General features: G+C 61.8%; 18 protein-coding genes and 1 pseudogene. 6 read left to right on the top strand and 13 right to left on the bottom strand.

Annotated elements, in window-relative coordinates; all coding sequences use genetic code 11:
* Window positions 1–2: 2 nt before the first annotated feature.
* The 12 genes and pseudogenes from M5G11_RS25605 to tssB form a co-directional block, all read right to left on the bottom strand.
* The gene (locus tag M5G11_RS25605; RefSeq protein ID WP_273909268.1) at window positions 3–878 is read right to left on the bottom strand and encodes a DUF4123 domain-containing protein; all 876 of its coding nucleotides are present in this window, start codon (window positions 876–878) and stop codon (window positions 3–5) included.
* Window positions 875–3,061 (bottom strand): type VI secretion system Vgr family protein, encoded by a 2,187-nt coding sequence (locus M5G11_RS25600; RefSeq protein WP_273909269.1) that lies wholly within the window; start codon window positions 3,059–3,061, stop codon window positions 875–877. The genes M5G11_RS25605 and M5G11_RS25600 overlap by 4 nt, the downstream gene beginning before the upstream one ends.
* 103 nt (window positions 3,062–3,164) lie before the next feature.
* Window positions 3,165–3,683: an Hcp family type VI secretion system effector gene (locus M5G11_RS25595; protein ID WP_273909270.1), complete on the bottom strand. Its 519-nt coding sequence runs from the start codon at window positions 3,681–3,683 to the stop codon at window positions 3,165–3,167.
* Between the two features lie 126 nt (window positions 3,684–3,809).
* Window positions 3,810–4,634 carry a type IVB secretion system protein IcmH/DotU gene (icmH, locus tag M5G11_RS25590; protein WP_273909271.1) on the bottom strand — a complete coding sequence of 275 codons (825 nt, stop codon included), beginning with the start codon at window positions 4,632–4,634 and terminating at the stop codon, window positions 3,810–3,812.
* Between the two features lies 1 nt (window position 4,635).
* Window positions 4,636–5,973, bottom strand: coding sequence for a type VI secretion system baseplate subunit TssK (gene tssK / locus M5G11_RS25585; RefSeq protein ID WP_273909272.1), 1,338 nt, complete (start codon window positions 5,971–5,973; stop codon window positions 4,636–4,638).
* A gap of 52 nt (window positions 5,974–6,025) precedes the next feature.
* Window positions 6,026–6,814: a type VI secretion system lipoprotein TssJ gene (tssJ, locus tag M5G11_RS25580; RefSeq protein WP_273909273.1), complete on the bottom strand. Its 789-nt coding sequence runs from the start codon at window positions 6,812–6,814 to the stop codon at window positions 6,026–6,028.
* The gene (locus M5G11_RS25575) at window positions 6,811–7,395 is read right to left on the bottom strand and encodes an FHA domain-containing protein (protein WP_273909274.1); all 585 of its coding nucleotides are present in this window, start codon (window positions 7,393–7,395) and stop codon (window positions 6,811–6,813) included. The genes tssJ and M5G11_RS25575 overlap by 4 nt, the downstream gene beginning before the upstream one ends.
* A complete protein-coding gene (gene tssG / locus M5G11_RS25570; RefSeq protein WP_273909275.1) occupies window positions 7,392–8,414 on the bottom strand; it encodes a type VI secretion system baseplate subunit TssG in 1,023 nt (340 codons plus the stop codon). Before tssG ends, M5G11_RS25575 begins: the two co-directional genes overlap by 4 nt.
* Window positions 8,378–10,144 (bottom strand): type VI secretion system baseplate subunit TssF, encoded by a 1,767-nt coding sequence (tssF, locus tag M5G11_RS25565; RefSeq protein ID WP_273909276.1) that lies wholly within the window; start codon window positions 10,142–10,144, stop codon window positions 8,378–8,380. The genes tssG and tssF overlap by 37 nt, the downstream gene beginning before the upstream one ends.
* Window positions 10,145–10,148: 4 nt before the next feature.
* Window positions 10,149–10,559 carry a type VI secretion system baseplate subunit TssE gene (gene tssE, locus M5G11_RS25560; protein ID WP_273909277.1) on the bottom strand — a complete coding sequence of 137 codons (411 nt, stop codon included), beginning with the start codon at window positions 10,557–10,559 and terminating at the stop codon, window positions 10,149–10,151.
* Window positions 10,556–12,037: pseudogene (gene tssC / locus M5G11_RS25555) on the bottom strand (type VI secretion system contractile sheath large subunit). Before tssC ends, tssE begins: the two are co-directional and overlap by 4 nt.
* 55 nt (window positions 12,038–12,092) lie before the next feature.
* Complete coding sequence (gene tssB, locus M5G11_RS25550) at window positions 12,093–12,596, bottom strand: type VI secretion system contractile sheath small subunit (RefSeq protein WP_273909278.1); 504 nt, start codon at window positions 12,594–12,596, stop codon at window positions 12,093–12,095.
* 367 nt (window positions 12,597–12,963) lie between these two features.
* Here tssB and vasI point away from each other — a divergent pair, with 367 nt between their 5' ends.
* The 5 genes from vasI to M5G11_RS25525 all read left to right on the top strand — a co-directional run bounded on the left by vasI (window position 12,964) and on the right by M5G11_RS25525 (window position 20,508).
* Window positions 12,964–13,617, top strand: a complete 654-nt coding sequence (gene vasI, locus M5G11_RS25545) for a type VI secretion system-associated protein VasI (protein ID WP_273909279.1) — start codon at window positions 12,964–12,966, stop codon at window positions 13,615–13,617.
* Entirely contained in the window at window positions 13,605–15,044 is a 1,440-nt protein-coding gene (tssA, locus tag M5G11_RS25540) for a type VI secretion system protein TssA (protein ID WP_273909280.1), read from the top strand. The genes vasI and tssA overlap by 13 nt, the downstream gene beginning before the upstream one ends.
* Before the next feature lie 24 nt (window positions 15,045–15,068).
* The gene (gene tssM / locus M5G11_RS25535; protein WP_273909281.1) at window positions 15,069–18,653 is read left to right on the top strand and encodes a type VI secretion system membrane subunit TssM; all 3,585 of its coding nucleotides are present in this window, start codon (window positions 15,069–15,071) and stop codon (window positions 18,651–18,653) included.
* Between the two features lie 83 nt (window positions 18,654–18,736).
* Window positions 18,737–19,567, top strand: coding sequence for an aspartyl/asparaginyl beta-hydroxylase domain-containing protein (locus M5G11_RS25530; RefSeq protein WP_273909282.1), 831 nt, complete (start codon window positions 18,737–18,739; stop codon window positions 19,565–19,567).
* Window positions 19,555–20,508, top strand: coding sequence for a sulfotransferase family protein (locus tag M5G11_RS25525; RefSeq protein WP_273909283.1), 954 nt, complete (start codon window positions 19,555–19,557; stop codon window positions 20,506–20,508). The genes M5G11_RS25530 and M5G11_RS25525 overlap by 13 nt, the downstream gene beginning before the upstream one ends.
* A gap of 104 nt (window positions 20,509–20,612) precedes the next feature.
* On the opposite strand, the gene M5G11_RS25520 is transcribed toward M5G11_RS25525, so the two are convergent.
* A complete protein-coding gene (locus M5G11_RS25520) occupies window positions 20,613–20,840 on the bottom strand; it encodes a DUF465 domain-containing protein (RefSeq protein WP_273909284.1) in 228 nt (75 codons plus the stop codon).
* Window positions 20,841–21,122: 282 nt separating this feature from the next.
* On the opposite strand from M5G11_RS25520, the gene M5G11_RS25515 reads away from it, so the two are divergent.
* Window positions 21,123–22,757 carry a phosphoethanolamine transferase gene (locus tag M5G11_RS25515; RefSeq protein WP_273909285.1) on the top strand — a complete coding sequence of 545 codons (1,635 nt, stop codon included), beginning with the start codon at window positions 21,123–21,125 and terminating at the stop codon, window positions 22,755–22,757.
* Window positions 22,758–22,765: the final 8 nt, after the last annotated feature.

Genomic DNA, 22,765 nt, shown 5'->3' with positions numbered 1-22,765 from the left:
GCTCATGCCTCGGAACGGGAAGGTTGCAGGTGGGTTTTCACGGCAATCGAAAGGGGGAGGGCCTGGTCCCGGGTGGCCGCCAGCGCTTGCTCCCAACCGGACCCGTTGCCGAGTCGCGCCGCGTCCTGCGTCATCATCAATACGTAGTGGATAAGGTCGTCACGCTGACTCAAGCCGGCTTCACGGGCCCGACCAAGGAAGTGCTCAACCAGGCCCAGGCGCGTGCCATGGCAGTGATCCCCTACCTCCGCGCGGCCGAGCAACTCGGCCAGGTAATGGCTCAGTGGCTCGCCTGCCAGTGCTTCCCAGCACGCCTGGTCGAGTTCGAGGGGCGGGATGTCTATTGCTTCCGGGCGGTCGTAACCGGACACCTGGGACCACAGCCGTTTGTTCGCTGACGCGATCGGCACCCACCAGTGGCGAATAGGCGTCAGCCACTCGTTGATGCCGGGCAGCTCCCGGCGCGCCTGCAGGGCCCTGAGGGCAAACGTCGTGTGATAACGCAGAAGGTAAGGGTGGCCATCGGTGCCGATGACCGTGTTGGCCTGGGCCAGGTGCCTGGCCAACTGCGCCGGGGGCATGGCACTGACGATCCAGCCGCATACAGCATCGCCGGCACTGCGCTCCAGGGTGCACTGGAAGTCGTATTGGCCGCTAAGTTCGGCACCCGGGCGTGCGGCAAACAGCCAAGGGCCCAGGTCCCGCAGATTGCTGAATTGCGCTTGATGAAGCAGCGGCCAACTGCGCTGGGCGTAGGCTTCCCTGAGCCTGTCGCGGTCTGTGGGGGTGAGGGCAGCCATTTCAATTATGGCGCTCAGCCGATAGCGCCCGGATTCACGAAGCGTATTGAGCACCGCCGTGAGAAAAGGATTGCTCATGCTCCGGCCCCCTCCATTCGCACGGTGTTGCGCTGTTCGGCAATGGCCTTGAGCAGGCAACTGAGGCAAATCGGCTCCCCGGTCGTGGGTACGCCGAAGGCGGAGGTGGTGTGGGTGCTGCCTTTGGGTTGCTGGCTGATCGGGCCCTTGAAGGCGAGCGCCACGCCGTCCAGTGTGACCCCCGCACCATCGATGCGCAGCGCACCCGCCGGGCTCTTGATGGTCAGGCTGTCGGTGACTTCTATTTCATACACTTTGGTCTGGTGACGAATGAATTCGCCACTTTGCAGGGAGCTGTGCCCGGCAACGATATGCTCCTGATGCCCGCCGATTTCCACCCAGTGGTTGGCCGTGGTCTTGTCCTGGCGGTGATTGCCTACCGTCTCGATGCGATCCTGGCCGGTGATGATGGTGTGGGTCTGGCCGATGGTCAGGCTGTCTTCGTTGCCGATGTGATGCTCACGGTTCTGGCCGATGCTGACAGACTCGTGCTGGCCCACCTCCTCACGGCGGTCATGGCCGATCAGGACGATTTCGTCGTGCTCGACACGCTCGCTGCGGTCGTTGCCGACAAAGGTGGTCTCGTCGTGTTTGACGTGGTTGTTCTGGTCCTTCTGCGCATGGATGAACACCTCCTCATGCCCCAGTTCATCCTCAAAGCGCAGCTCGTTGAAGCCCACGCCCTTGTGGGTCTGGCTTTTGATGGTCATGCGGGTTCTGTGTTTGGGCAACTCATAGGGCGGGGGCTGGGTGGCGCAATAAGTGCGCCCCGTGATGATCGGTAAATCGGGGTCCGAATTTTCGTAGTTGACGATGACTTCCTGACCGATTCGGGGTATCGCCATGGAGCCCCAGTTGCCACCTGCCCAGCCCTGGGATACCCGCACCCAGCAAGAGCTGAACTCGTTGCTTTGACTCTCGCGGTCCCACGGGAAACTGAGCTTTACCCGGCCCCATTCATCGCAGTAGATCTGCTCGGTGGGTGGCCCGACCACGGTTGCCATCTGCGGGCCGTCGATGCGCGGTTTGGGCAGTGATTCAGGCTTCCACTCGATGCGGCCGGGGATCAGCACGGCGTGCTGCACGTAGGAAGTACCTTGATGGGCACCCGCAGCTTCGTCTTCCTGGCTGGCGTGCTGAATGCCGATGTGCTGGATGCGCAGCACCCGCCAGTGAACGTTCAAATCTTCGCGCGGATGCTCGATCAGGTTGAAGCTCAGGCCCGGTTGCAGGCGGGTGTCGTCGCCTTGCACCTCGGCGATGCGCGCGTCGTGGCGCAAGGCGGCCATGCGCGTTTGGGTGAAGGGCTTGCCGACTTCGTCGCGTTTGTAGCGGCCGGGGAAATCAAAGCGCTCGTAGTCGTGGGACTGGTGCTGCAAGTCTCTGGCGGTAGCGCTGTGTTCCTGGCGGTAGGCCGGGTGTTTGAAGCTGTAGTCGCGCTGCACCTGTTTGGCCGAGCGTACCTGCTCGCTATAGCGAAAGTGGTGCAGCGCAGGCTCGGGGTGATCGCCACCGGGGACAGGGTTGTAGAGCACGGCGAGAGGGTCGCCACCGTCGTCTTCTGGTTCGTAGTCCTGGTCCTCTGGGTCTGGCTTGATCACGCTGCGGGTGATCAAGCCCAGCGCCAGCAAACGGTCCGTAAGAATCAGCTGATGGCCCTTGGCGGTGTGCTCGAAGGCGTAGATGAAGCCTTCTTCAGCGGCGAGGCGCTCGATGAACGCCAGGTCGGTTTCCCCGGCCTGCACGCAGTATTCGCGCACCTGGTGGTCGAAGCAGACCACCAGCTCCACGTTGCTCAGGTGTTGCGCCTTGAACAGGATCTCGAAGATCTGCGGCACGCTCTTGTGTTGGAAGATCCGCCAGTTCGAACGCAGGCGGGCGCGGGCCAGTTGCGGCTCGATCAGCGCGTGATAGCGGGTGCGGTGAAAGCCGGTGTCGCCCTGGGTGAAGCTGCTGACCAGGCCGTGGACGTAGCGAACGGGGCGTTCGCCGCGCCAGATCGTCAGTAGAACAGGGCAGTCGAGCAACTGGCCGAAGTCAACGTCGGGCTCATCGCTGGACAGCTCGACGCTCAAGGTGAAGGGGCGACTCAAGCCCTCGTTGAGCTCGAACGACACCACCTCAAAGGCGGCATCCCCGGCTAGAGGTTTGAAGGTGTAACGCAGGTCAGATTGGCGAGACATTGAAATCCTTGTCGGCGTCTGAATTCATGTGCAGTGCCCGGGCAGAAACAACCCGCCCGGAGCACAAGGACGTCGTCAGCCCAACGGGCTGACGATCACCAGGTCAGGCCTCGATGGGCTTGCGCCAGTCATCCGAGCCTTCGGTGCCGGAGGCTTCGTGGGTCCAGGTGATTTTTCGGTAGGCCAGGCTGACCTTGACCAGCTGGGTGAAGTCCTTGTTGCTGGCAACCTGCGCATGGGGCAGCACGGTCTCGATGTCGACGATGGTGGCGTCTTCAAACGCCGTGCTGAAGAAATGCTCCTGCTTGCCTTCGGTGGAGGTGCGGAACCAGCGCACCATCACACTGTCGAGCATCTCCCCGGCAGCCAACGCCTGGTACATCAAGGGTGTTGCCTTGTTCATGGCGCTGGTGAAAATGAACGGCTTGTGTACACGCGGCCCTGAAGGCTGACCACTTTGCGGGTCGGTCGGCACCGTGACCTGGTGCAGGACCTCCTGAATCAGGATTTCGTCCTCGTGACCCTCGACAAACACGTTCCCAACCGAATCAGACGTGGAAGCACCACTGGTAATGGCACCTTGGGTGACGCCGTTGATCGAGATATAGGCGGGTGTTGGCATGATTGACTCCTGCATTGACGCGAAAACACGCCCACTGCCTGCGGGCGTGGCCATCGATTGATGGCGGTGGAAAGAGGGCATGCCCGGCAGTAGGCCGGGCCCGCACCTCGTTGTGCCGTGAGCGCTCTACAAGCGCAGAATGCCGTCCAGCGACTGCAGTACTTCTGCGGTGATCAGATGCAAGCGGTAGGCGTAGATGCCGTAGATCGAGGCCAGCGCAATCGCGGCGATGAGCAGCGGGCTCCACCAGGGCCATTGCCGGCTGAGGCGGTAGTCACGCGGGGCAACATTGTTCAGCGTGTCGCAGAACATGTCCGGTTTCGGGCCGCGCAACTCCCGGATCATCCGCTGCAACTTGACGATGATTGCCTGCAGCGCTTCATCGCCCTTGGGCTGGATGCCGTACTTGCCGCGCAGGCCCATGCACAGGCACAGGTACATGAACTCCAGGACCTGCTGGTAGCGCGCCGGCTCCATCATCATGCGCGACAGCAGCGTGAAGAATTTCTCCCCGCCCCAGGTCTCATGGTGGTACTCGCTGAGCAGCGGCTTCTGGCTCCAGATGGAGCTTTGGCCCCAGGCGGTGGCCAGCGCGGTTTCATCCAGGTACAGGCACAAGGCGTAGGAATAGGCCAGGTGATGGGCGGGCTCGTACCCGCGCTGGCGGGCCTCTTCGACGACGTTGCCGACCTGCTTGTGCACCGCGTGGTAGAGGGCCGCGATGTCTTCAGGGGCATCGAGCTTGCGCAGGCGCATCGCCAGGCCGAACAGCGGCATGGCCGCATCGACCAGCGGGTTGACGAAGCCGCCACGCAAGTTGAAATCAGGGTCGGCGGCATACCCTTCGTACGGGGGCGGTTTGGCCGTCTGCTCATCCCCGGCCGTTTGCTCCAGTACCACGCTCTCCTCGCTGGTCGGCTTGGGGCTGTCTGTGTTTGGGGTCGCGCTCATTTCATTCGCTCCTGATGGCCCAGAATTGCAACTCGAGCTCGGGGAAGTCCCCGGCGATGTGGAAACCGAAGCCGCCACTCTCCTTCAGCGCCTGCCAGGCCGGGCTGCGTCGGTCCAGCTCGAAATAGCTGAAGCCGGCGTGGAAGGGCAGGTCGCGCGGTGCAACCGGCAACGGCACCAGCGGGATGCCGGGGAGTTGCAGTTGCACCAGGTCAGTCAGCGATTCCAGCGCGGTGACTTTGGCTTTTTGCAGGAACTGCTGGCGCAGGCTTTCAGCCGGCAGGCTTGCGCGCACTGCCAGCACGAACTCGGCGCTGTCCAGCAGGCGGCTGTCTTCGAGGGTGGCGCTGAGCACGCCGTACTGCTGCTCGACAATCGGCAGGGAGATCGCCCGTGGCTGCAGCACGGTGCTCAGTGCCCGGCGCAGCGTTTCTTGCAACGGCCGGAACGAGGTGCGCAGCTCGCTGTGCTGGTAGGCCGGGTACTCCTGGGGTAAACGTCCTTCGTCGGTGAAGGTCACCAGTTCGCCGCAGGCCTGGCTCAAGACGATGTACAACTGCTCCGGGTGGGTATGGGGTTGGCGCGCCAGGTGCTGGAAGTAGGGGAACCAGCGGTTCAGCGCTTGCAGCAGGTTGAAGTCGGTGACGTCGGCGACCCCTGACTGACCGGGCGAGCCGATGCGCGCTGCGAGATTGCGAGCACGCTCGCGCAGCATGCCGCTGATCTCGTCGAGAAAGCGCTTGAGTGCCGGTATAGCCTGGATTGAAACGCTGGTGGGGTAGAAGTTTTCGTCCATCAGCAGGCTGCCATCGGGACGCTTGTCGAGGATGCGCCCCAGGGCCAGCCGGGTGTAGGCGCTGCGGTCATCACCGTCGAGGCGAAGCTGCAGGTTGGGCATGGCAAGCTCTACCTGGACCTGGTCGCCATCGTCGGTATGGGTGTCCTTGAGCTCGTGGGCCTGGGCGATGTAGCGGCTGTTGCTGGTGCTGCCTTGCCAACGCACTTCCAGCCCGCCCTCGGTGCGCAGGGGCAGGCACAGGTAGACCTCGCGATGGGTCAGCGCGTGCGCGTCGATTTCCAGTGGCGGTGGTGGGGGCAGATCACCAGGGATATCGAAGACGCTGCCATCGGGCAGGATGCCGCGCGCATGGGTGACGGCGATCTTGCCGAAGCTCAGGTATTCCTGGTTCAGTACCAGATCACTGAACCCGTAGAACGACGGGGTCAGGCTGATGAAACGCTGATGCATGGCCGCTTCAGTGGCGCGGGTCAGTTGTTGGAAGTGCTGCGGTTTGACGAACAAACCTTCGCGCCAGATGACAGGGTTTCGAGAGCTCATGGGCGCACGTCCGGGTGGCGATGGGGGGAGGGTGAAAGAGGCTGGTCACGCATCAGCTTTCCTCCTTCAGCAGGACCTGTTTCTCTTCGACCTGAACGGCCAGGGCAACCTTGCGGCCTCGTGGCTCGATGCGCAGTGATTGCTTCCAGATGGCATCCTGCTGGTCGTGGAAGTCGGCAATCACGGCTATGAAGCGAGTGCTCGGATCGATGGCCTCGAACGGAATGAACTTGAATTGCCCTGGCGTCAGCAGGTAGTCGTCATCGCGCACGTACGTGCTGCGCAGGGCTTTGTCCGGGGCCTGCTCGAGGGCGGCAAAAGTGGCATTGAGCAACAGCGAGTCGTCGCGCAATTGCAGGATTTTCACCGCGATGGGCGTGGCCAGTTGAGCGTTGGGTGCTTGCGTGGGCGCCGGCAGGCTGAGCTGCACGCCAGCGTCCTCGTACTCGCCGAGATCACCTGGGGGGATGGGCGATTGCGCGACGATTTCTGATGGCTCGGCCGGCACCGGCGACATGGCGGGGAACTCGGCTTGCAGGTACCCCAGCAGTGCTTGCAGCTTGCCGGTCAAGGCGTGCGGGTCGGTAGCGCTGATACTCACTGCGTAAGGCGTGGGCAGGGTATCGAGCGGGTTGACTGAGAGCGGTGCAACCACGCTGCTGGGATTGCCATTGAGCAGCGAACTGGCAGAAAGGCTCAGGGCGATTTGTGTCGGTTGGTCGCTGGGTTCACCTACGGTAATCGAGGGGTTCATCAGCACCTGATTCATTTTGCCGAGCGTTGTGCAGCCGCCCAGCGTTACCAGCAGCGGCAGGAGGAACCAGTACAGGTGCGGGCTCATGAGTGCTCCGGAAGAATGGTGGAAAATACCCAGTGATCGTCGACTTGCTGGGGGCTTGCCAGGGCGTCGAGTGCCGTCAGGGGATCCCGGCTTTCCTCGCCAGCCAGCAACTGATCAAGTTCGAACGACGGGTGCGACACGTGTCCGTCTGGAGCCGGCAGCGCTTCAGCGGGCAGCTCGGCGAGCAGGGCATCGAGCACGCCATCGTGAGGGTGCAGCAGCTCTACCAGCGACCGCCGGCTGAAGTGCGGCTTGCCATCGTCGAGCAGCAGGTGTGCCTGTAAGCGGTAGGCGCCGACGCTTAGCACATCACCGTCTTTCAGGCGCACAGGTGTGGCTGCATCGAGGCTCAGCTGGTGGCCGTTGAGGTAGGTCCGGGTGCAGCGGTCAATGACGCAAAAGCTGCCTTCGGCCCAGTGAATCTGGCAGTGCAGCGCCTGCACGCGCAGGTCGCGGTCTTGCAAAAGCCAGCCGGTATGCTGGCTACCGATCGTGCCGCCGCGTCGGTCAAATTGGTGAGAGCCATCCATGCCGTGCTGAAGCTGCTCGGGGTTGCATACCGTCAGTGCCAACCTGTTCATGAGCGCACCTTGATGCAGACAGCCGCGTCGCGTTGCGCGCGCGTCGTGTCGATGAAGCTGGTCCAGCCCAGGTGGGCGCCCTTGGCGCGATCGAGGCAGAAGGGCGGCACTTCGTCCTGTTTCAGGATCAGCTCCAGGTCGTAGGCCAGCCCATCGCGCAACAGAAAATCGATCAGCGCGCGTAGTTGGTCGAAGCTTTTTCCGCTAGGTAGAAAGTCACGTAATCGCCCTTGATCCAGCTCGGCAATGACAATGGCGAACTTGCTGCTGCGGGTACGCACCCGTGAACCGACAATGAAGTTGCTCGCCAGGCAGCCGTTGCGCGTGCCCAGGCTCACCCTTTGCCGAGGGTCGAGGGTCAGCGAGCGCGGCTGGAACTCGCGGATCCGTACCTGGGCAAGGTCGAAGCAGTGGGCAATGATTCCCGCTACCGTGCCCGGGGCCCGGCTGCGGCTGGCGATCACCCCGGCAAAGCTCAGCAGGCGCCCCCACGGCAATGCGGTATTGCCCCGCAGTTGTTCATCGTTCAAGCCGACCAAGGCGAACACATAGTGCGAAAAGTGATCGCGGCCTTGGGCCTGGAAACGGATGTAGTAGCGGTACTTGCGCCAGATCCGGTGCAGCAGGCTGAGCAGGTAATGATTGAAAAAGTCCAGGAACGCCGGGCGAATTCCATGCCCTTGCGCCTGCTCGTAGGCCATCCGGTCCAGGTAGTAGTCCGGCAGTGGCGAGTCGGTGCCGTGCAAGCCGAAAAAAGTCGCGCAGACGTTGTACTGCGTGGCATTGCCGACAGCGCTGGTGCGTTCGGCCTTGAGCACATCGGCCGCCGGAAACGTCAGGCGCGCATCGCTGCGCAAGCGCAGGCGCTGACGTGTCTGGGCCTGCGGGCGATGCGCTTCCAGGTTGTCGCCGTGCAGGCCATGCAAGCGCTCCAGCAGGGTGAAGAAATTGTGCTGGTGGGCCTCGGCGAGCAGCGTGTCTGCTAGATCAAGGGTTGTCTGCCGGTCAGCAAAGGCCATGTGTAGTGCTCGTTGTTGGTGGTATTGATCACTTCCAACTGATGGAAGGAATTGATGCTGGCGTACAGGGCGAAGAACTGCGAAAGCACGGTGCCGAACAGGTACAGGTCGCCCTCGCACAGAAAGGCGCCCTGATCGAGTTGCAGGCGGGTGTGCAGCCCGCGTACGGGCAGGCCTTCGACCATCCAGTCCAGTGGCGCGGTGCTGGCCTCGGTGATGCCGTTGAGGCGCTTGCGCGTGGCCCTGGCCTGTTGAATGTCATGCAGGGCGGCGAAGTCATAGGCAGCAATCACTGACTTCAGCGGTTCTGCCGAGAGCAGTGACAGGTAGTTGAGTGACAGGTTGGAGATCAGCGTCCATTGCAACTGGCCATCCAGCACCGGCCGGTAAGGGCGGGTTGGGCGACTGAGGTTGTGGTAGGTCGCCAGGGGTGGCGTCGCTTGCGTGGTGACGCAAAGGTCGCCGATGCCCAATGACCGTGGCAGGTCGCGGTTGGTACAGATCAGGTCCACCGACACGGTCTCCAGGCCGCCGATGTAGGCCGTCTCGTCACCCCGGACAAAGGCGATGCGGTGTTCCAGGCCATCGAGACGCAGGGACTCCTCTACCTTGCAGCGGTAGTACAGGGCGGTGCGACCTTGCGCAGTCTCGATCTCGTGGGCGAACGACTCGAACGGTTGAAACACCCGCAACTGCTCACCCCGGCTGCCATCGGCGGCCAGGCGCCAGCTGGCGGCCTGCTCGACACTGAATATTTCGTAGGCATCAGGGCGCTGGCTGCTGGGCGACAGGCGTACCTCGTCTACCTGGCCGGTGAGGTCGATCGGCTCGGCACTGTGCTCGAACAGGTTGACTGCGGGTGCGCAGAACAGGCTGAAATCACTTTTCGTGATGCGCAATGTGCTGGGCAGGGGACGGGTAAAGTGGAACTCCACACCGACCTCTGGGCAATCCCGAGCGGGCCAGGCGCGGCTCAACTGCGTCAGGTTGAAGAAGTAGAAGCGCTGCGGGAAAACGAAGTATTCCTGGAGGATCCGGTAGCCATCAAACACGTTGCGCGGATACGGCAACAGCGCTTCATCAGGGCTGAAACCGGGGAAGCTCAGTACGTTGGCAGGCAGGCAGGTGACTTCGCCCGCGATGATCACCCGCACCTCCTTGAGGTAATGCGACAACCACAGATAGAGGGTCTGCGCGCAGCTGTCGTCGCCGCTCAGGTGAAACGCAAGCTGGTCGCAGCCCAGGCTGTCCAGTGGCCTGCGCGCCAAGGTGTCCAGGTCGATGCGCACCACTGAATGTTCCCGGCTGAGCGAGGTGCTGACCTGGTTGATTGCCAGCGGATGCAACTGAACCTCGGTACAGGTCCGGTACTCGCAGGACACCCCGTCCACCGGGTGTGAAAACAGCCGCGAACCCTTGGGGATGGTTTGCTGTTCGCTAATTGATTCTGGCAGCGGTGCGAACTGCACGATGGTTGCGCTCGGAAGCGGGCGCAGGTAGTTGGGCCAGAGCATCTGCAGCAGTGAGTGGGTAAGCTCGGGCAGGTCGTCATCCAGCTTGAGGCGCAGCTTTGCGGTGAGAAAGGCAAACCCTTCAAGCAGGCGCTCGACATCCGGGTCGCTGCCTTTCTCCCCCAGAAACCGCGCCAGTTGCGGGTTGTCCTGGGAGAACTCGGCGCCCAGTTCGCGCAAATAGCTGAGTTCCTCGCGAAATCGATCTTTCAATGGCATGCGCTTACCTCACTCGGGTGTAGCGGTTCTGGCCGTTGACCAGCAATTCGATCTGCAACAGCTGCGCCTGGCGCTGCACCATCACCTCGCAGTCGAGGCGAAAGTGCAGTTGCAGGGGGGCATCGACGTCAGGCTGGCACTGCAACCCGCAGACCCTGATACGCGGCTCATACAGCCGGATGGTCCGGCGTATGTCGGCGCTGACCTGCGCGAGCAGGTCGCCGCTACTCAGGGCATGACCATTGAAATCACGCAGGCCAAGATCAGGGCTGCTTTGCGAGCAGCCCTGACGAGTGTTGAGCAGGCGCTCCAGATGACGCTTGATGGCCGCGAAGGTCTGGCCGGTCTGGTCTTGCCTGGACATGAGGTGTCGATCAGCTGCCGGCGGTTCCAGTCGGTCGAGCAGGCTGCTCATTGGGTGTCGAGCCGCCCGACCAGGGAGATCTCGAAGTTCGCGCCCATGTACTTGAAGTGCGGCCGCACCGCGAGCGAGACCTGGTACCAGCCCGGATCACCGGCAACATCCGCTACCTCGACCCGCGCCGCGCGCAGCGGGCGACGGCTGCGTACATCGGCAGAGGGGTTCTCCTGGTCGGCCACGTACTGCTTGATCCAGCGGTTGAGCTCGCTTTCGAGGTCCTGGCGTTCCTTCCAGCTGCCGATCTGCTCTCGCTGCAGTACCTTGATGTAGTGGGCCAGGCGGTTGACGATGAACAGGTAGGGCAGTTGCGTGCCGAGCTTGTAGTTGGTTTGCGCCTCCTGGCCTTCGGGCGTCTTGGGGAACACTTTGGGCCGTTGTGCCGAGTTGGCCGAGAAGAACGCCGCGTTGTCGCTGTCCTTGCGCATGGTCAGGGCGATGAAGCCCTCCTCGGCCAGCTCGAACTCCTTGCGATCGGAGATCAGCACTTCAGTGGGGATCTTGGCCTGCAACTGGCCGAGGGACTCGTACAGGTGGACGGGGAGATCATCGACCGCACCGCCGGATTGCGGGCCGATGATGTTCGGGCACCAGCGGTAGCGGGCGAAGCTGTCGTTGATGCAGCTGGCCATCAGGAACGCGGCATTGCCCCACAGGTAGTGGTCGTGCCTGCCGTCGATGTTCTCGTCGTAGTTGAAGCTGGCAATCGGCTGTTCGTTGCGCTCATAAGGCTGGCGCAGCATGAAACGTGGCAGTACCAGGCCGATATGTCGGGAGTCCTCCGAGTTGCGCAGCGAACGCCATTTGGCAAAGCGTGGCCCTTCGAAGATGTCCTTGACCTCCTTGAGATTGGGCAAGTCCTCGAAACTGTTGAGGTTGAAAAACTCCGGGCCCGGCGCGGAAATAAACGGGGCGTGAGACATGGCCGAAACAGAGGCGATGTAACTCAAAAGTTTGATGTCATTCGAAGCCGGCGTGAATGAATAATTGCCGATCATGGCCGCCACGGGTTCGCCGCCAAACTGGCCGAAGCCTGCGGTGTAGACATGTTTTTAAAGGCCGCTGTTGGTGATGTCACCAGCGTTCTCGAAGTCTTCCAGTAGTTCGTCCTTGCTGATGTGCAAGACTTCGAGCTTGATGTTTTCGCGAAAGTCGGTGCGGTCGACCAGTAGTTTCAGACCGCGCCATGCAGACTCAAGTTCCTGGAAGGCGGGCTGGTGCAAAATGACGTCCATCTGGCGACTCAGTGCCCGATCCAGTTCACTGATCATCTGATCGACGCGGTGTTTGTTGATCAGTTGATCGCGCTCATCGTTCTTCAGTATTTCCGAGATGAACGCGGCAACGCCCTGCTTGGCAACCAGATAACCTTCCTGGCTCGGTTGCAGCATGGTTTCAGCCATCAGTTGGTCGAGCAGGCCGGTGTTGTCCAGGGCCGTTTCCGGCGATGTTGTCGGGGTGGTCTTGGTGGGCATGGGTGACGCTCCGTTGTCTGTGCAATGGCCGGCATGGCCGGGCTCTTCATGTGCCTTAATCTGCTTGGGGTGCTTCCAGAACCAGATCGAGTTCCTGGGCCAGTTGCTGGCGGGCCTGATCGTCGCTCAGCAACTGCTGCAGTTGCTTGCGAAAGGCCGGAACGTTGCCCAGCGGGCCTTTGAGCGCGACCAGCGCCTCGCGCAGCGCCAGCAGTTGGTTCAGTTCGGGGACCTGCCGGGCAATCGAGTCCGGGCCAAAATCATTGATCGACTTGAATTGCAGGTGCAGCGCCATCTCGGCATCGGCGGTCGGGCTGAGCATCGACGGCACGTTCATCTGCAGGCGGACCTCGGCATCGCTGAGCACGCTGTTGAAGCTGTGCTTGTCCAGGCGCATGAGCTGACGATCTTCCAGGGTGCGTGTTTCGGCGAGGCCGAAATCACCGGTCACCAGCATCTTGTGCGGCAGCTCGATCTCTGCCTGCTGATCGCCAGTGGCGGGTACATACTTGATGTTGATGCGCTCTTTTGGCGCGACGGAACTTGAGGGTTTGGCCATGTTTTATTGAGCTCCATGCTGTGATGTTTATTTGAGTGCAAGGAAACTTCCTACTTGCTCTGATGTTTAATTAGTTGATGTTTGTTTATTTTGCGTGGGAAGTTTCTGGTTTTATGTAGGAGGTTTCTGTGGGCTGGTCTTTTGTTGCCTGGCCTTTAAAAACGATGCAGTGGGAAATGCATCATCGTCGAGCAATAAGATGTAAGTAAATATTTACTTGTTGTTTTTTGAAAGGCTGGCATAAGCTTCTTCGCAAGTTGAGTTTTATATGCCCGCTTTTCGCCATTGTGTGCGAGTGACGGATACTTTGAAGTGTGCATTTCTAGCGTGTACTAGTCTGTGCGGGCGAGACGGGAGTTAAGTTGCAATGGCAAGTCGGAGTGAATGGATTCTCGGTTGTGCGGTATGCCTTGGCCTGAACCAGGCACTGGCCAATTCGCCAGCCGACTGCACCTTGATCATTTCCAACATGGAGCGCCTGGCCTGTTTTGACCGGGCTGCGCGAACGCCAGCGGTAGTCCCGCCGACCAGGGTCAGGCAGGCCAATGGGCCGAGTACCCCGAGCCAGGCGATGGTCATGGCCAATGAAGCCCTGCGGGGGCCAGATGAGCTTGGGTTTCGCATCAGCGTGGGGGCAGAGCGCTCAGAAGGCGGGCAGCAACGCATCGTGATTTCCGCACCGGCCATGGGGGCGCCGCCGCAACCGTACCTGGCCATCAGCTGTGTGCAGAACATCTCTCGCCTGCAACTGCTCACACTGGCGCCGGTGTCGCGCAATCGTGTGCAGGTTCAACTGAGTGCGAGCGAACAGCCCTTGCCAGGCAGGCCCTGGCAGGTACTGGAGGACGGTCATGTGGTCGATGCCGGGCGAGGCCTGGTGGCCATCGAGGCAATCAAGGTGTTGCGTGCCGCCCAGCGCATCCATGTCAGCAGCGACTATCCGGCGCTGGATGGCCTGGTGTTCGATGCGCAGGGGCTGGCGCCAATGATCGATCAGGCGCGTAAAGCATGTCGTTGGTAAACACTGCGCCGGATCAGCGGCCCGCTTCACTGTTGCTGGCCATCGACCCACAAATGCCCGCCGGATTGTTCGATATCGAGGATGAAACCTACCAGGCCATCGACCAGGAAATGGTCAAGCTGGGTGGCCTGCATGAAGCCAGTATTGACTGGTCGTACATCGAAGAAGCCTCGCAGCAGTACCTGGGCAGCCGCTGCAAGCAGCTGCGCATCGTCGGCCACCTGACCACCGCTTGGCTGCGCAGGCGCCATTGGGGAGCATGGCGGGATGCGCTTGAGCTGCTTGCCGGTATGGTCGAACAGTATTGGGAAACTGGGCATCCCAAGCCGGGCCCTACCGGTTTCCTGACCAAACGCAAATTGGTGGCGGGGCTACTCAAACGCCTTGGCGATGCACTGCCCATACTTGAGCGCGCAAGCTTTTCACCGGCCTGCCTGGAGCGCGCAAAACAGGCAATGACGCGCCTGCTAGAGCAGGCAGAGCGTGCGCAACTGGACCAGCCGGTGCTGCTGGAGCTGGAGCGGCTGCTGGTTCGTCATGGCGATAGGGCCGTGGCGGTGCCCGAGCACGAGCCGTTGAGTGTTGCCCAATCACCCAGTGGCGAGTCTCTCACGAAGGCGTTACTGCCCTCTCGAAGCAGCCTGTCGCTCGGCAATGAGCGCGAAACCCGCAAGGCCCTGCTGAGCATGGCCGAATTCATCAATCAACAGGACGTGTACGACCCGACGGGCTATCAGCTTCGCCGATTCGGGTTGTGGGCGCACATCCATGCCGCCCCGTCGGCGCGTCATGAACAGCGCACGGAACTGATGGCGGTACCCGGCGACATTGCCGCCGGGTATCAGGAGGCGCTGTCTGCCACGAGTGTCGAGCCGGCATTGTTGATGCGCATCGAAAAAAGCGTGGCCGCCGCACCGTACTGGATTCGCGGCAGCTTTCTGGCTTCCGCTATTGCCAGCCGCCTGGCCATGGGCGAAGTGGCCGAAGCCATTCGTCAGGCAACTGAACGCTTTGTCCGGCGCCTGCCTGCGTTGCAGCAGTTGTGTTTCAGCGATGGCAGCGCGTTCGTCGATGCGCAATGCCTGGCCTGGCTCAAGGGCACGGACCAAGTGAGTGGCAGCGACGGCGCGGGTCATGGGTTTCATGGCCTGCGCGAGGAACTCGTGGCCCAGCTTGAGCAGCAAGGAGTCGAGCAGGTGCTGTTGAAATTGCAGGCCTTGCAGGCGGAGTACCGCTCACCACGTGAGCGCTGCCACGCCACGCTCATTGCCGCCCAGTTGCTGGCCTCGCGAGGCTTGTCCTGGTTGGCCGACGACCTGAGTGCCGGGGTCGCCCGGACCATGCAGGCGACCACTGCCGAGCAGTGGGAGCCTGACGTTTATCACAAGCTCAAACAGTGTGGCGACCCGTCACGGTTGATTGATTAGCAGAGCAGGGAGCAAGGGTCCGCGATGGAGAAGTACTGGGGTCATATCAAGCGTTGGGGCCTGCCGGGGCTGAGCAGGGCCGGCCGGGCGATGCCGTTGCTGTTGCTGCTGGGGGCGTTGCTGTTGCTGGTGGCGATTTGGTGGTTGGGCCCGCAGTGGAACTGGCGCGGGCAGCAGCCATTGGCGGGCCTGCCTCATCGGATTCTCGCCAGCCTGCTGGCCCTTCTTCTGCCGTTGCTGTTCTGGGTGTGGGGGCAGCGTTCCCGTTACCGTCGCCTGCAGGCAGCGCAGCGCCAGGATGCAGCCATCGAAGCCGACCCCAGCCTGCCCTATGTGCACGCCCAGGAGGCGGCGCTGAACCAGAACCTTGCGCGCTTTCTCGACAACGCTGGAGGCCGGGGCGCGCTCTATCAGTTGCCGTGGTACCTGGTACTGGGCACTGAAAACGTCGGCAAGTCCAGTTTCATCACCCGTTCTGACCAGCGCTTTGCCCTGACCCGTGTCAGCAAAGCTCAGGCCCGTGGACGTGAAGATGATGGGCTGGCCTACCCGGTGGACTGGTGGATTGGCAATGACGCCGTGATTGTCGACCCGCCCGGGGAGTTTATCAGCCAGGGGGCCATCCAGGGGGTGGGGCAGCGAGGCCAGCACAAGGAACGCCCGGAGCTGCCGGCGGGGACCCAAGCCAGGCTGTGGAACTATCTGCTGGCTTGGCTTTCGAGCCATCGCAGTCGGCGCGCGCTCAATGGTGTGGTGCTGGTGGTTGACCTGCCGGCGCTGTTGCACGCCGAGCCAGAGCAACGCATGGCCTTGGCCCATGTGCTGCGGGCTCGCCTGCATGAACTGAGCAGCCAACTGGGGTCGCGTCTGCCGCTGTACGTGGTGCTGAGCAAGTTCGATCTGCTCGAAGGCTTCGAGCAATTGTTTGCGCAATTACCGCTGTCGCAGCGCGAGCGGATCATCGGCAGTGTCTTCAATCTCGATGGCGTGACATCGTTCGATGCCTGGCTTGAGGCGTTTGCCGAGCACTATGACCGCCTGCTGCAAGCCGTGCAGGAAGAGGTGCTCGATCACGTCGGCTCGATCACCTGCGCGGAGCAGCGCCAGCTGTTGGTTTCGCTACCTGCCCAGTTGTTCGGGTTGCGCGCCATCATCCTGCGCTTCTTCAGCGAGACGCTCGGCAGTGACCGTTTCACCACGCCTGCATTGGTGCGGGGGGTGTATTTCTCATCGGTGTACCAGCAGGGTGAAACGCACAATACGTTCGTGCGAGCAGCCGCGCAGCCCTACAAAGTGCACCCGCCGCTTGGTGATGCCAAGCCGCTTGGCAACCCGCTGGTGTACTTCGCCCAACAGGTCTTTGAGCGGGTGGTCTACCCGGAGGCCGGTCTGGCAGGCGACAACGTCAAGGTGGCACAGGGCAAGCGGCGGTTGCTCTGGGTTGGTTCAGGTGTCGGCTTACTGGCCCTGGCGGTGGGCCTGGGTACATGGCAACGTTACTTCGACGCTAACCGTGACAAGGCCGTTGCCGTTCTGGCCAAGAGCCAGGAGTTCAGCAGGCGTGACATTGATGAGCGGGTCGACCCGACCGGGCGCAACCTGCTGGCGCCGCTGGAGCAGATCCGTGATGCGGTATCGGTGTTCGGCGACTATCGCTCGGCCTGGCCGTTGCTCGCCGACGCGGGGCTGTATCAGGGGCGGGCGATCGGGCCGAGTGTTGACCAAGCGTATCTGGCGCTGCTCTCCCGTCGGTTCCTGCCGGCGCTGGCAGGTGGCGCGGTGGATGCCATGAATGCCGCGCCTGACGGCAGCGAGGCGCAAATGGCGGCGCTGCGGGTGTACCGGATGATCGAGGATCGCGACAATCGCCGGCCGAAAATGGTCGAGGCGTGGATGGCCCGGCAGTGGCAGGCCACTTATCCAGGACAGGGCCAGGTGCAACGCCAGTTGATGCGCCACCTTCAATATGCCTTGGCCTATGCTGACACCGATTTGCCGCAGTACCGTCAGCGTATTGCCGAGGTTCAGCAGATACTGCGCAAGGTGCCCTTGCAGCAGCGTATCTACCAGGTACTCAAGCAGCAGGCGCGACAGCAATTGCATGCGGGGGTCGACCTGGGGCGCGAGGTCGGGCCGGCGTTCGCGCTTGTCTACCAGCCGCCAGCCGAGGCCGTCACGGTGCTGGCACCGTTGCTGACGGCCAAGGGTTTCAGGGAGTATTTCGAGCCCAACAGCGAGCACATCACCGACCTCGCCATGGTGGATCAGTGGGCACTGGGCGAGCGTGCGCACCTGGACTATTCCGACGCTGACAGGCAGGCGCTCACCGAGCGCATTCGCACGCTCTACAGTGCCGACTACATCGATAGCTGGCGCCGTGCGTTGAATGCACTGGCGGTCGTGGATTTTCGCGACCTTGCCCATGGCGTGTCGGTACTTGAGCAGATGACCGGGCCGCCGGCGCCCCTGCGCCGGCTGCTGGAGAGTGTGCGCGACAACACGCTGATCTATCCGCCAGCGCCCGAGCCGCTTGGCAAGGCCAGCGAGGCAGTTGCCATCCAAACGTCGAACCAGCAACAGGCGACAGGCATTCGCAGGGCCTTTGCGTCGTTGTTCGAACTGCTCGACCGCAAGGGCGAGAAGCCCAGTTATTACGATGAAACACTCAGCGCACTGACCGCCGTATACGACTACGCCAAAACCGTGCAAGACAGCCCCGATCGCGGCAAGGCGGCGCTGAGCGCGGTACTCAACCGCTTTGCCATGACCGGCCCCGACCCGATTGGCACCTTGCAACGCATGGCCAGCGGCTTGCCAGAGCCTGTCGCTCAACATGTGCAACACATTGCCGAGCAGACCTCGCAAGTACTGGTGATCGAGGCGCTGCGTGAGCTGGAGAAACGCTGGGACACGGAGGTGTTCAGCTTCTATCAGCAACGCCTGGCGGGTCGCTATCCGTTCAACCCGCAAGGGGTCGATGCCTCGCTGGACGACTTCGAGGCGTTCTTCGGCCCGAGCGGGCGCTTGCAGCAGTTTCAGGACCAGTACCTGAAGGTGTTCCTCAAGGACAACCTCGAAGCCCTCTATTCCCAAAGCCGTGGCCGTTATCTGGTGCGCACCGACCTGCTCGACCAGTTGGCTGCGGCAGAGCGCATTCGCGAGACCTTCTTCGACAACCGCGGCAACCTCAGCGTGCAGTTCAGCATTGCCCCGTTGGGGTTGAGCGCCAACCAGCGCACCAGCGTTCTGGACCTCGACGGCCAGCTTGTCCCCTACACCCATGGGCCGAGTGTGGTCACCGGGCTGATCTGGCCAAACACCCTGGCCGGCCCGGTACGCAGCAACCTGACCCTGGTCCGGCTGAGCGGGAACAGCAGCCTGGAGTTCCGTGGCCCCTGGTCGATGTTCCGCCTGCTGAGCCGAGGTACCCTCAATAGCCGTACGGCAACGGGTGTCGACCTCAGCTTCAAGGCCGGCGACGGCATGATGCGTTACCAACTGACTTCGGAGAAAGCGTTGAACCCGATTACCCAACAGCCGTTCAAGGGGTTCGCCTTGCCACGTACCTTGTTGCAGGCCTCAACGGGGAAAGTGGCCAGCGCCATCTGAGCAATGATGGCATTTCGCTTGACGGCGTAACGGCCTTGCCTAGACTGGCCTGATTCCGTTCACCCGAGCAGGGAGCAGGCAGCATGTCGATCGAGCAGCCCCAAGGGGTTTGCAGCGGGGAGGGGCCGCGTCCGGTCTGTTCCCGGTTGATGGTGAAAGTGGACCTGGCACCGTTGCTGGCCGCCTTGGCGGCCATCGAGAGCAGCCAGTGGCAGGCGCATTTCAATCAGCGTTATTTCGACGGTGACTGGAGCGGGGTGGCGCTGATCTCGGCCGAAGATGCAATTGGCGAGCTGACGCACGGCCAGGGGCCAGCCACCCTGCGCCAACCCTGGCTTGAAGATGCCCGTTGGCAATTGGGCTTGCAGGCATTGGGCCTGGATATCCGCAGCGCACGCTTGCTACGCCTGGGCGCGGGGGCACAGATTCATGAGCACCGTGACTACGACCTCGGCGGCCCCGATGCGGACATGCGCCTGCATATTCCATTGCTCAGCCCGGAACAGGTCGACTTCATGCTCGAGGGGCGGCGGATACCGATGAAGGCGGGGGAGTGCTGGTTCCTTGACCTTGCCCGGCCGCACTGCGTCGACAACCATGACACCAGCCCGCGTATCCACCTGGTGCTCGATTGCCGTCCGACGCCGGCCTTGCTCAAGGCGGTGGCTGACGGCCAGGCCACTACCCCGGCAAGCGGCGAGGGGCGCAAGGCCAGGGCCTTCGCCGATTTTCAGCAGTGGTTGCAGCGCAACCAGCAGGCCTGCACGCAGTTGCAGGCCCTGACTGATCAACACACCTTTATTGAGCGGGTTGTCGCACTGGCGGCGTCGCAGGGCCTGGACTTTGGCCAGGAGCAGGTGCGCGCCGCCATGCGTCGTGGCCGTAGCCGCTGGAGTGACCAATGGAAAGTCTGAATCTACACGGCTGGTTGCCGATCAGCGTCTGGCAGGAAAACGCGCAGTGGCGCGTTGACTGGTGCTGGTTCGGTGCCCAGCGCCTGGTGCAGCCGTTCTTTCGCGATGCTGTCGATGATGCGCTGCGCTTGCCTTTCAATCAGGCGTTTCGCCGGGAAACGCCCTTGTCTGCACTGAGCGATTGGCAGCGCCAGAGCCCGGGGATTGCACCGAGCGCCTTCGTCTATCACGCCTCGCGTTGTGGTTCGACGCTGATCAGCCAGATGCTGGCGCAACTCGACAGCCATGTGGTGATTTCCGAGCCGCCGGCACTCGATACCCTGCTGCGCATCGATCTGCCGGAGGTTGAACGTCGGGCCGCTATCGAGGGGCTGTTGTCTGCCTATGGGCAGGTACGCGCTGGCACGGAGCGGGCCCTGGTGATCAAGCTCGATGCCTGGAACATCTTCGACAGGCCGTTGTTGCGCGAGTACTTCCCGCAGGTGCCGTGGATGTACCTGTATCGCGATCCGCTGGAAATTGCCGTGTCGCATTTGCGGCGGGCGGGCATGCAGATGATTCCGGGGATGTTGGGGCTGGCTCGGCTTGAGGGTGGGCAGCCGTTCAATGGGCGTGAGGACGACATCGCGCGACGGCTGGGTGAGTTGCTTAAGGGTGGGCTTGAGCACTGTCGTGCGGAGGAGGCGCTGGCGGTCAACTACATCGAATTGCCAGGGGTAATGAGTGGATCCCTGGCGCGGTTCTTCGGGTTGAGCGCAGAGGAAGTCGCCCTGGCGATGTCCGCGACTAGCCAGCACGCCAAGTCGCCCGCGCAGCGCTTTGTACCGGATAGCCAAGGCAAGCATCTGGAAGCAACGCCGTTGCTGCTCGAGCGGATAGCTTATTGGGCCAGTGAGCCTTATCAGGCCCTGGAGGCCTGGAGGGCGGGGCAGGTGTTGTAGTCTTTGCGTTGGCCTCATCGCCGGCAAGGTCGGTTCCCACAGGTGTCGGGCATCACATGCTGACATCGCGTTCTGTAGGAGTCTGCCTTGCCGGCGATGCTGTTTTAGCGTTTCACGTGAGCGACGATATCGTCTTTGATCTTCAGGCGCTCCTTGCGTAGCAAGGTCACCCGTGTGTCATCGGCGGATGCATTCTCGGCTTCAACCACCTCGGCATCCTTGGCGTTGTATTGTTCGTGCAGCGTACTCAAGCGAGCATCGGTTTTCTTGTGCGCATCGAACGCATCCCTGGTCATGTTCAAGTCTGCGAGCAAATCGTGCTTAACCGGCATTTCTTCACCTCTCCTGGGTTCTGGTCGGGGATTCGTGAACCTTGAGGATAGTCGCCTTTCTGCGCTTGGGCAGTGCAGGGCTGTCAGCCGCTCCCCTGCGGCAACCGAGCCGGCTTCCTGAACACTCGCTGAACATGAAGCATTGTTAATTTCCCCAAGCGCAGAACAATTATTTGTTAGCAAACTTTTCACGAAAAATTGATGGCTATCTGCCTAGAGTTCGCCCTGTTTTCAGTAAGTGTCGCAACGACATTACTCAGGGTTCAGGGAACGCCAAACGCCATGTTCAAGGTAAAACCGCTGCGTGCCGAATGGGTCACGTTGATTGCCAGTCTGTTTTTATTGCTCGGGTTCAACCAGGTGCTCTGGCAGCACGTGTTTTCGGTCATTCCGGGTGATGGCCAAGGCCTGCTGCTGCGCCTGGCCTTTGCCTTGCTGGTGGTGTGCGCGTTCAACTTCATCCTGACCTTGCTGGCATTCAAACCCGTATTGAAACCGTTATTGATCACGTTGTTCATGGTCAGTGCCGGTGTGGCTTACTTCATGAACCAATATGGCGTAATGATTGATGTTGGCATGTTGCGCAATACCGCAGAAACCAATGCCACCGAAGTGCGCGACCTGCTCTCTTTTAAACTGGGCGCTTATATTCTGCTCCTGGGTGTTCTGCCTGCGTTGATTGTCTACAAGTTGCCGATCAGCTACCGCCCCTGGCACCGTGAGCTGCTGAGCAAGCTGGTGGTCAGCGTGGCCTGCGTGGCGACCCTGGGCGGGGTCGCCCTGGTGAACTACCAGGGCCTGGCGTCACTGTTTCGCAATCATCACGAGCTGCGCTTGATGATCGTGCCGAGCAACTATATTGGCGCGACGGTTGCTTATGCCCGCGAGCAAATCGGTTCGGCCAGTATGCCGATGCGCCTGATTGGCGAAGACGCGGTGCGGGCAAAGTCCGCGCAACAGCATGCACGCAAGTCGCTGACCGTCCTGGTGGTGGGGGAGAGCCTGCGTGCGCAGAACTTCGGCCTGCTGGGTTATGAGCGTGACACCACGCCCGAACTGCGCAAGCAGGACGGCGTGATCGCCTTCTCCGACGTGCACTCGTGCGGCACGGAAACCGCCGTCTCGGTGCCGTGCATGTTCTCCAATCTCACCCGCAAGAACTACGACGCCACCCAGGCCAAGACCCAGGAAGGGCTGCTGGACGTGCTCAAGCGTGCCAGCCTGGATGTGCGCTGGAAGGACAACCAGTCTGGCTGCAAGGGCACCTGCGACCGCGTGACCTTCGTGGATGTGAGCAACCTGACCGACCCTGCGCTGTGCGCCAACAACGAATGCCATGACGAGATTCTGCTGCAGGGCCTGGGCGAGATGATCGACAACCTGCAGCAGGACACTGTCCTGGTCCTGCACCAGATGGGCAGCCATGGCCCTGAGTACTACAAGCGCTACCCCAAGGCCTTTGAGCGTTTCACCCCGGTGTGCAAGAGCAACGCGCTGAACCAATGCAGCGAGCAAAGCATCATCAATGCCTACGACAACACCGTGCTCTATACCGACCATGTGCTGTCGTCGCTGATCGATGTGCTACGCAGCAAGCAGGGCCAGGTGGACAGCGCCATGCTGTATCTGTCCGACCATGGCGAGTCGCTGGGCGAGTACAACCTGTTCCTGCATGGCACGCCATACATGTTGGCGCCCGACCAGCAGAAGCACGTGCCGCTGGTGACCTGGTTCTCCGAGGGCTACAAACGCGCCTACGCTGTGGATACTGACTGCCTGAAACAGTCGACCAGCCAGCCGTTGAGCCAGGACAACCTGTTCCACTCGATGCTGGGCCTGCTCCAGGTCCAGACTCAGGTCTACAACCCGCAACTGGACCTGTTCGCCGGCTGTCATCCGGCCCAGGCAGCACGCTAAACAGGCAT

Source organism: Pseudomonas fontis, assembly GCF_028656955.1.
Taxonomy (GTDB): Bacteria; Pseudomonadota; Gammaproteobacteria; order Pseudomonadales; family Pseudomonadaceae; genus Aquipseudomonas; species Aquipseudomonas fontis.
Note: the sequence above shows the minus strand (reverse complement) of the source record. Positions and strands in the feature narration are given on the sequence as shown.

Excerpts from the sequence above, each read along its gene's own strand:
- M5G11_RS25575 (WP_273909274.1), bottom strand. The coding sequence starts at position 7,395 with ATGAACAGGTTGGCACTGACGGTATGCAACCCCGAGCAGCTTCAGCAC.
- tssA (WP_273909280.1), top strand. The coding sequence starts at position 13,605 with ATGTCGTTGGTAAACACTGCGCCGGATCAGCGGCCCGCTTCACTGTTG.
- M5G11_RS25595 (WP_273909270.1), bottom strand. The coding sequence starts at position 3,683 with ATGCCAACACCCGCCTATATCTCGATCAACGGCGTCACCCAAGGTGCC.
- M5G11_RS25600 (WP_273909269.1), bottom strand. The coding sequence starts at position 3,061 with ATGTCTCGCCAATCTGACCTGCGTTACACCTTCAAACCTCTAGCCGGG.
- tssJ (WP_273909273.1), bottom strand. The coding sequence starts at position 6,814 with ATGAGCCCGCACCTGTACTGGTTCCTCCTGCCGCTGCTGGTAACGCTG.
- tssM (WP_273909281.1), top strand. The coding sequence starts at position 15,069 with ATGGAGAAGTACTGGGGTCATATCAAGCGTTGGGGCCTGCCGGGGCTG.
- M5G11_RS25525 (WP_273909283.1), top strand. The coding sequence starts at position 19,555 with ATGGAAAGTCTGAATCTACACGGCTGGTTGCCGATCAGCGTCTGGCAG.
- M5G11_RS25520 (WP_273909284.1), bottom strand. The coding sequence starts at position 20,840 with ATGCCGGTTAAGCACGATTTGCTCGCAGACTTGAACATGACCAGGGAT.
- M5G11_RS25605 (WP_273909268.1), bottom strand. The coding sequence starts at position 878 with ATGAGCAATCCTTTTCTCACGGCGGTGCTCAATACGCTTCGTGAATCC.
- M5G11_RS25530 (WP_273909282.1), top strand. The coding sequence starts at position 18,737 with ATGTCGATCGAGCAGCCCCAAGGGGTTTGCAGCGGGGAGGGGCCGCGT.
- tssF (WP_273909276.1), bottom strand. The coding sequence starts at position 10,144 with ATGCCATTGAAAGATCGATTTCGCGAGGAACTCAGCTATTTGCGCGAA.
- tssK (WP_273909272.1), bottom strand. The coding sequence starts at position 5,973 with ATGAGCTCTCGAAACCCTGTCATCTGGCGCGAAGGTTTGTTCGTCAAA.
- M5G11_RS25515 (WP_273909285.1), top strand. The coding sequence starts at position 21,123 with ATGTTCAAGGTAAAACCGCTGCGTGCCGAATGGGTCACGTTGATTGCC.
- tssG (WP_273909275.1), bottom strand. The coding sequence starts at position 8,414 with ATGGCCTTTGCTGACCGGCAGACAACCCTTGATCTAGCAGACACGCTG.
- tssB (WP_273909278.1), bottom strand. The coding sequence starts at position 12,596 with ATGGCCAAACCCTCAAGTTCCGTCGCGCCAAAAGAGCGCATCAACATC.
- vasI (WP_273909279.1), top strand. The coding sequence starts at position 12,964 with ATGGCAAGTCGGAGTGAATGGATTCTCGGTTGTGCGGTATGCCTTGGC.
- icmH (WP_273909271.1), bottom strand. The coding sequence starts at position 4,634 with ATGAGCGCGACCCCAAACACAGACAGCCCCAAGCCGACCAGCGAGGAG.
- tssE (WP_273909277.1), bottom strand. The coding sequence starts at position 10,559 with ATGAGCAGCCTGCTCGACCGACTGGAACCGCCGGCAGCTGATCGACAC.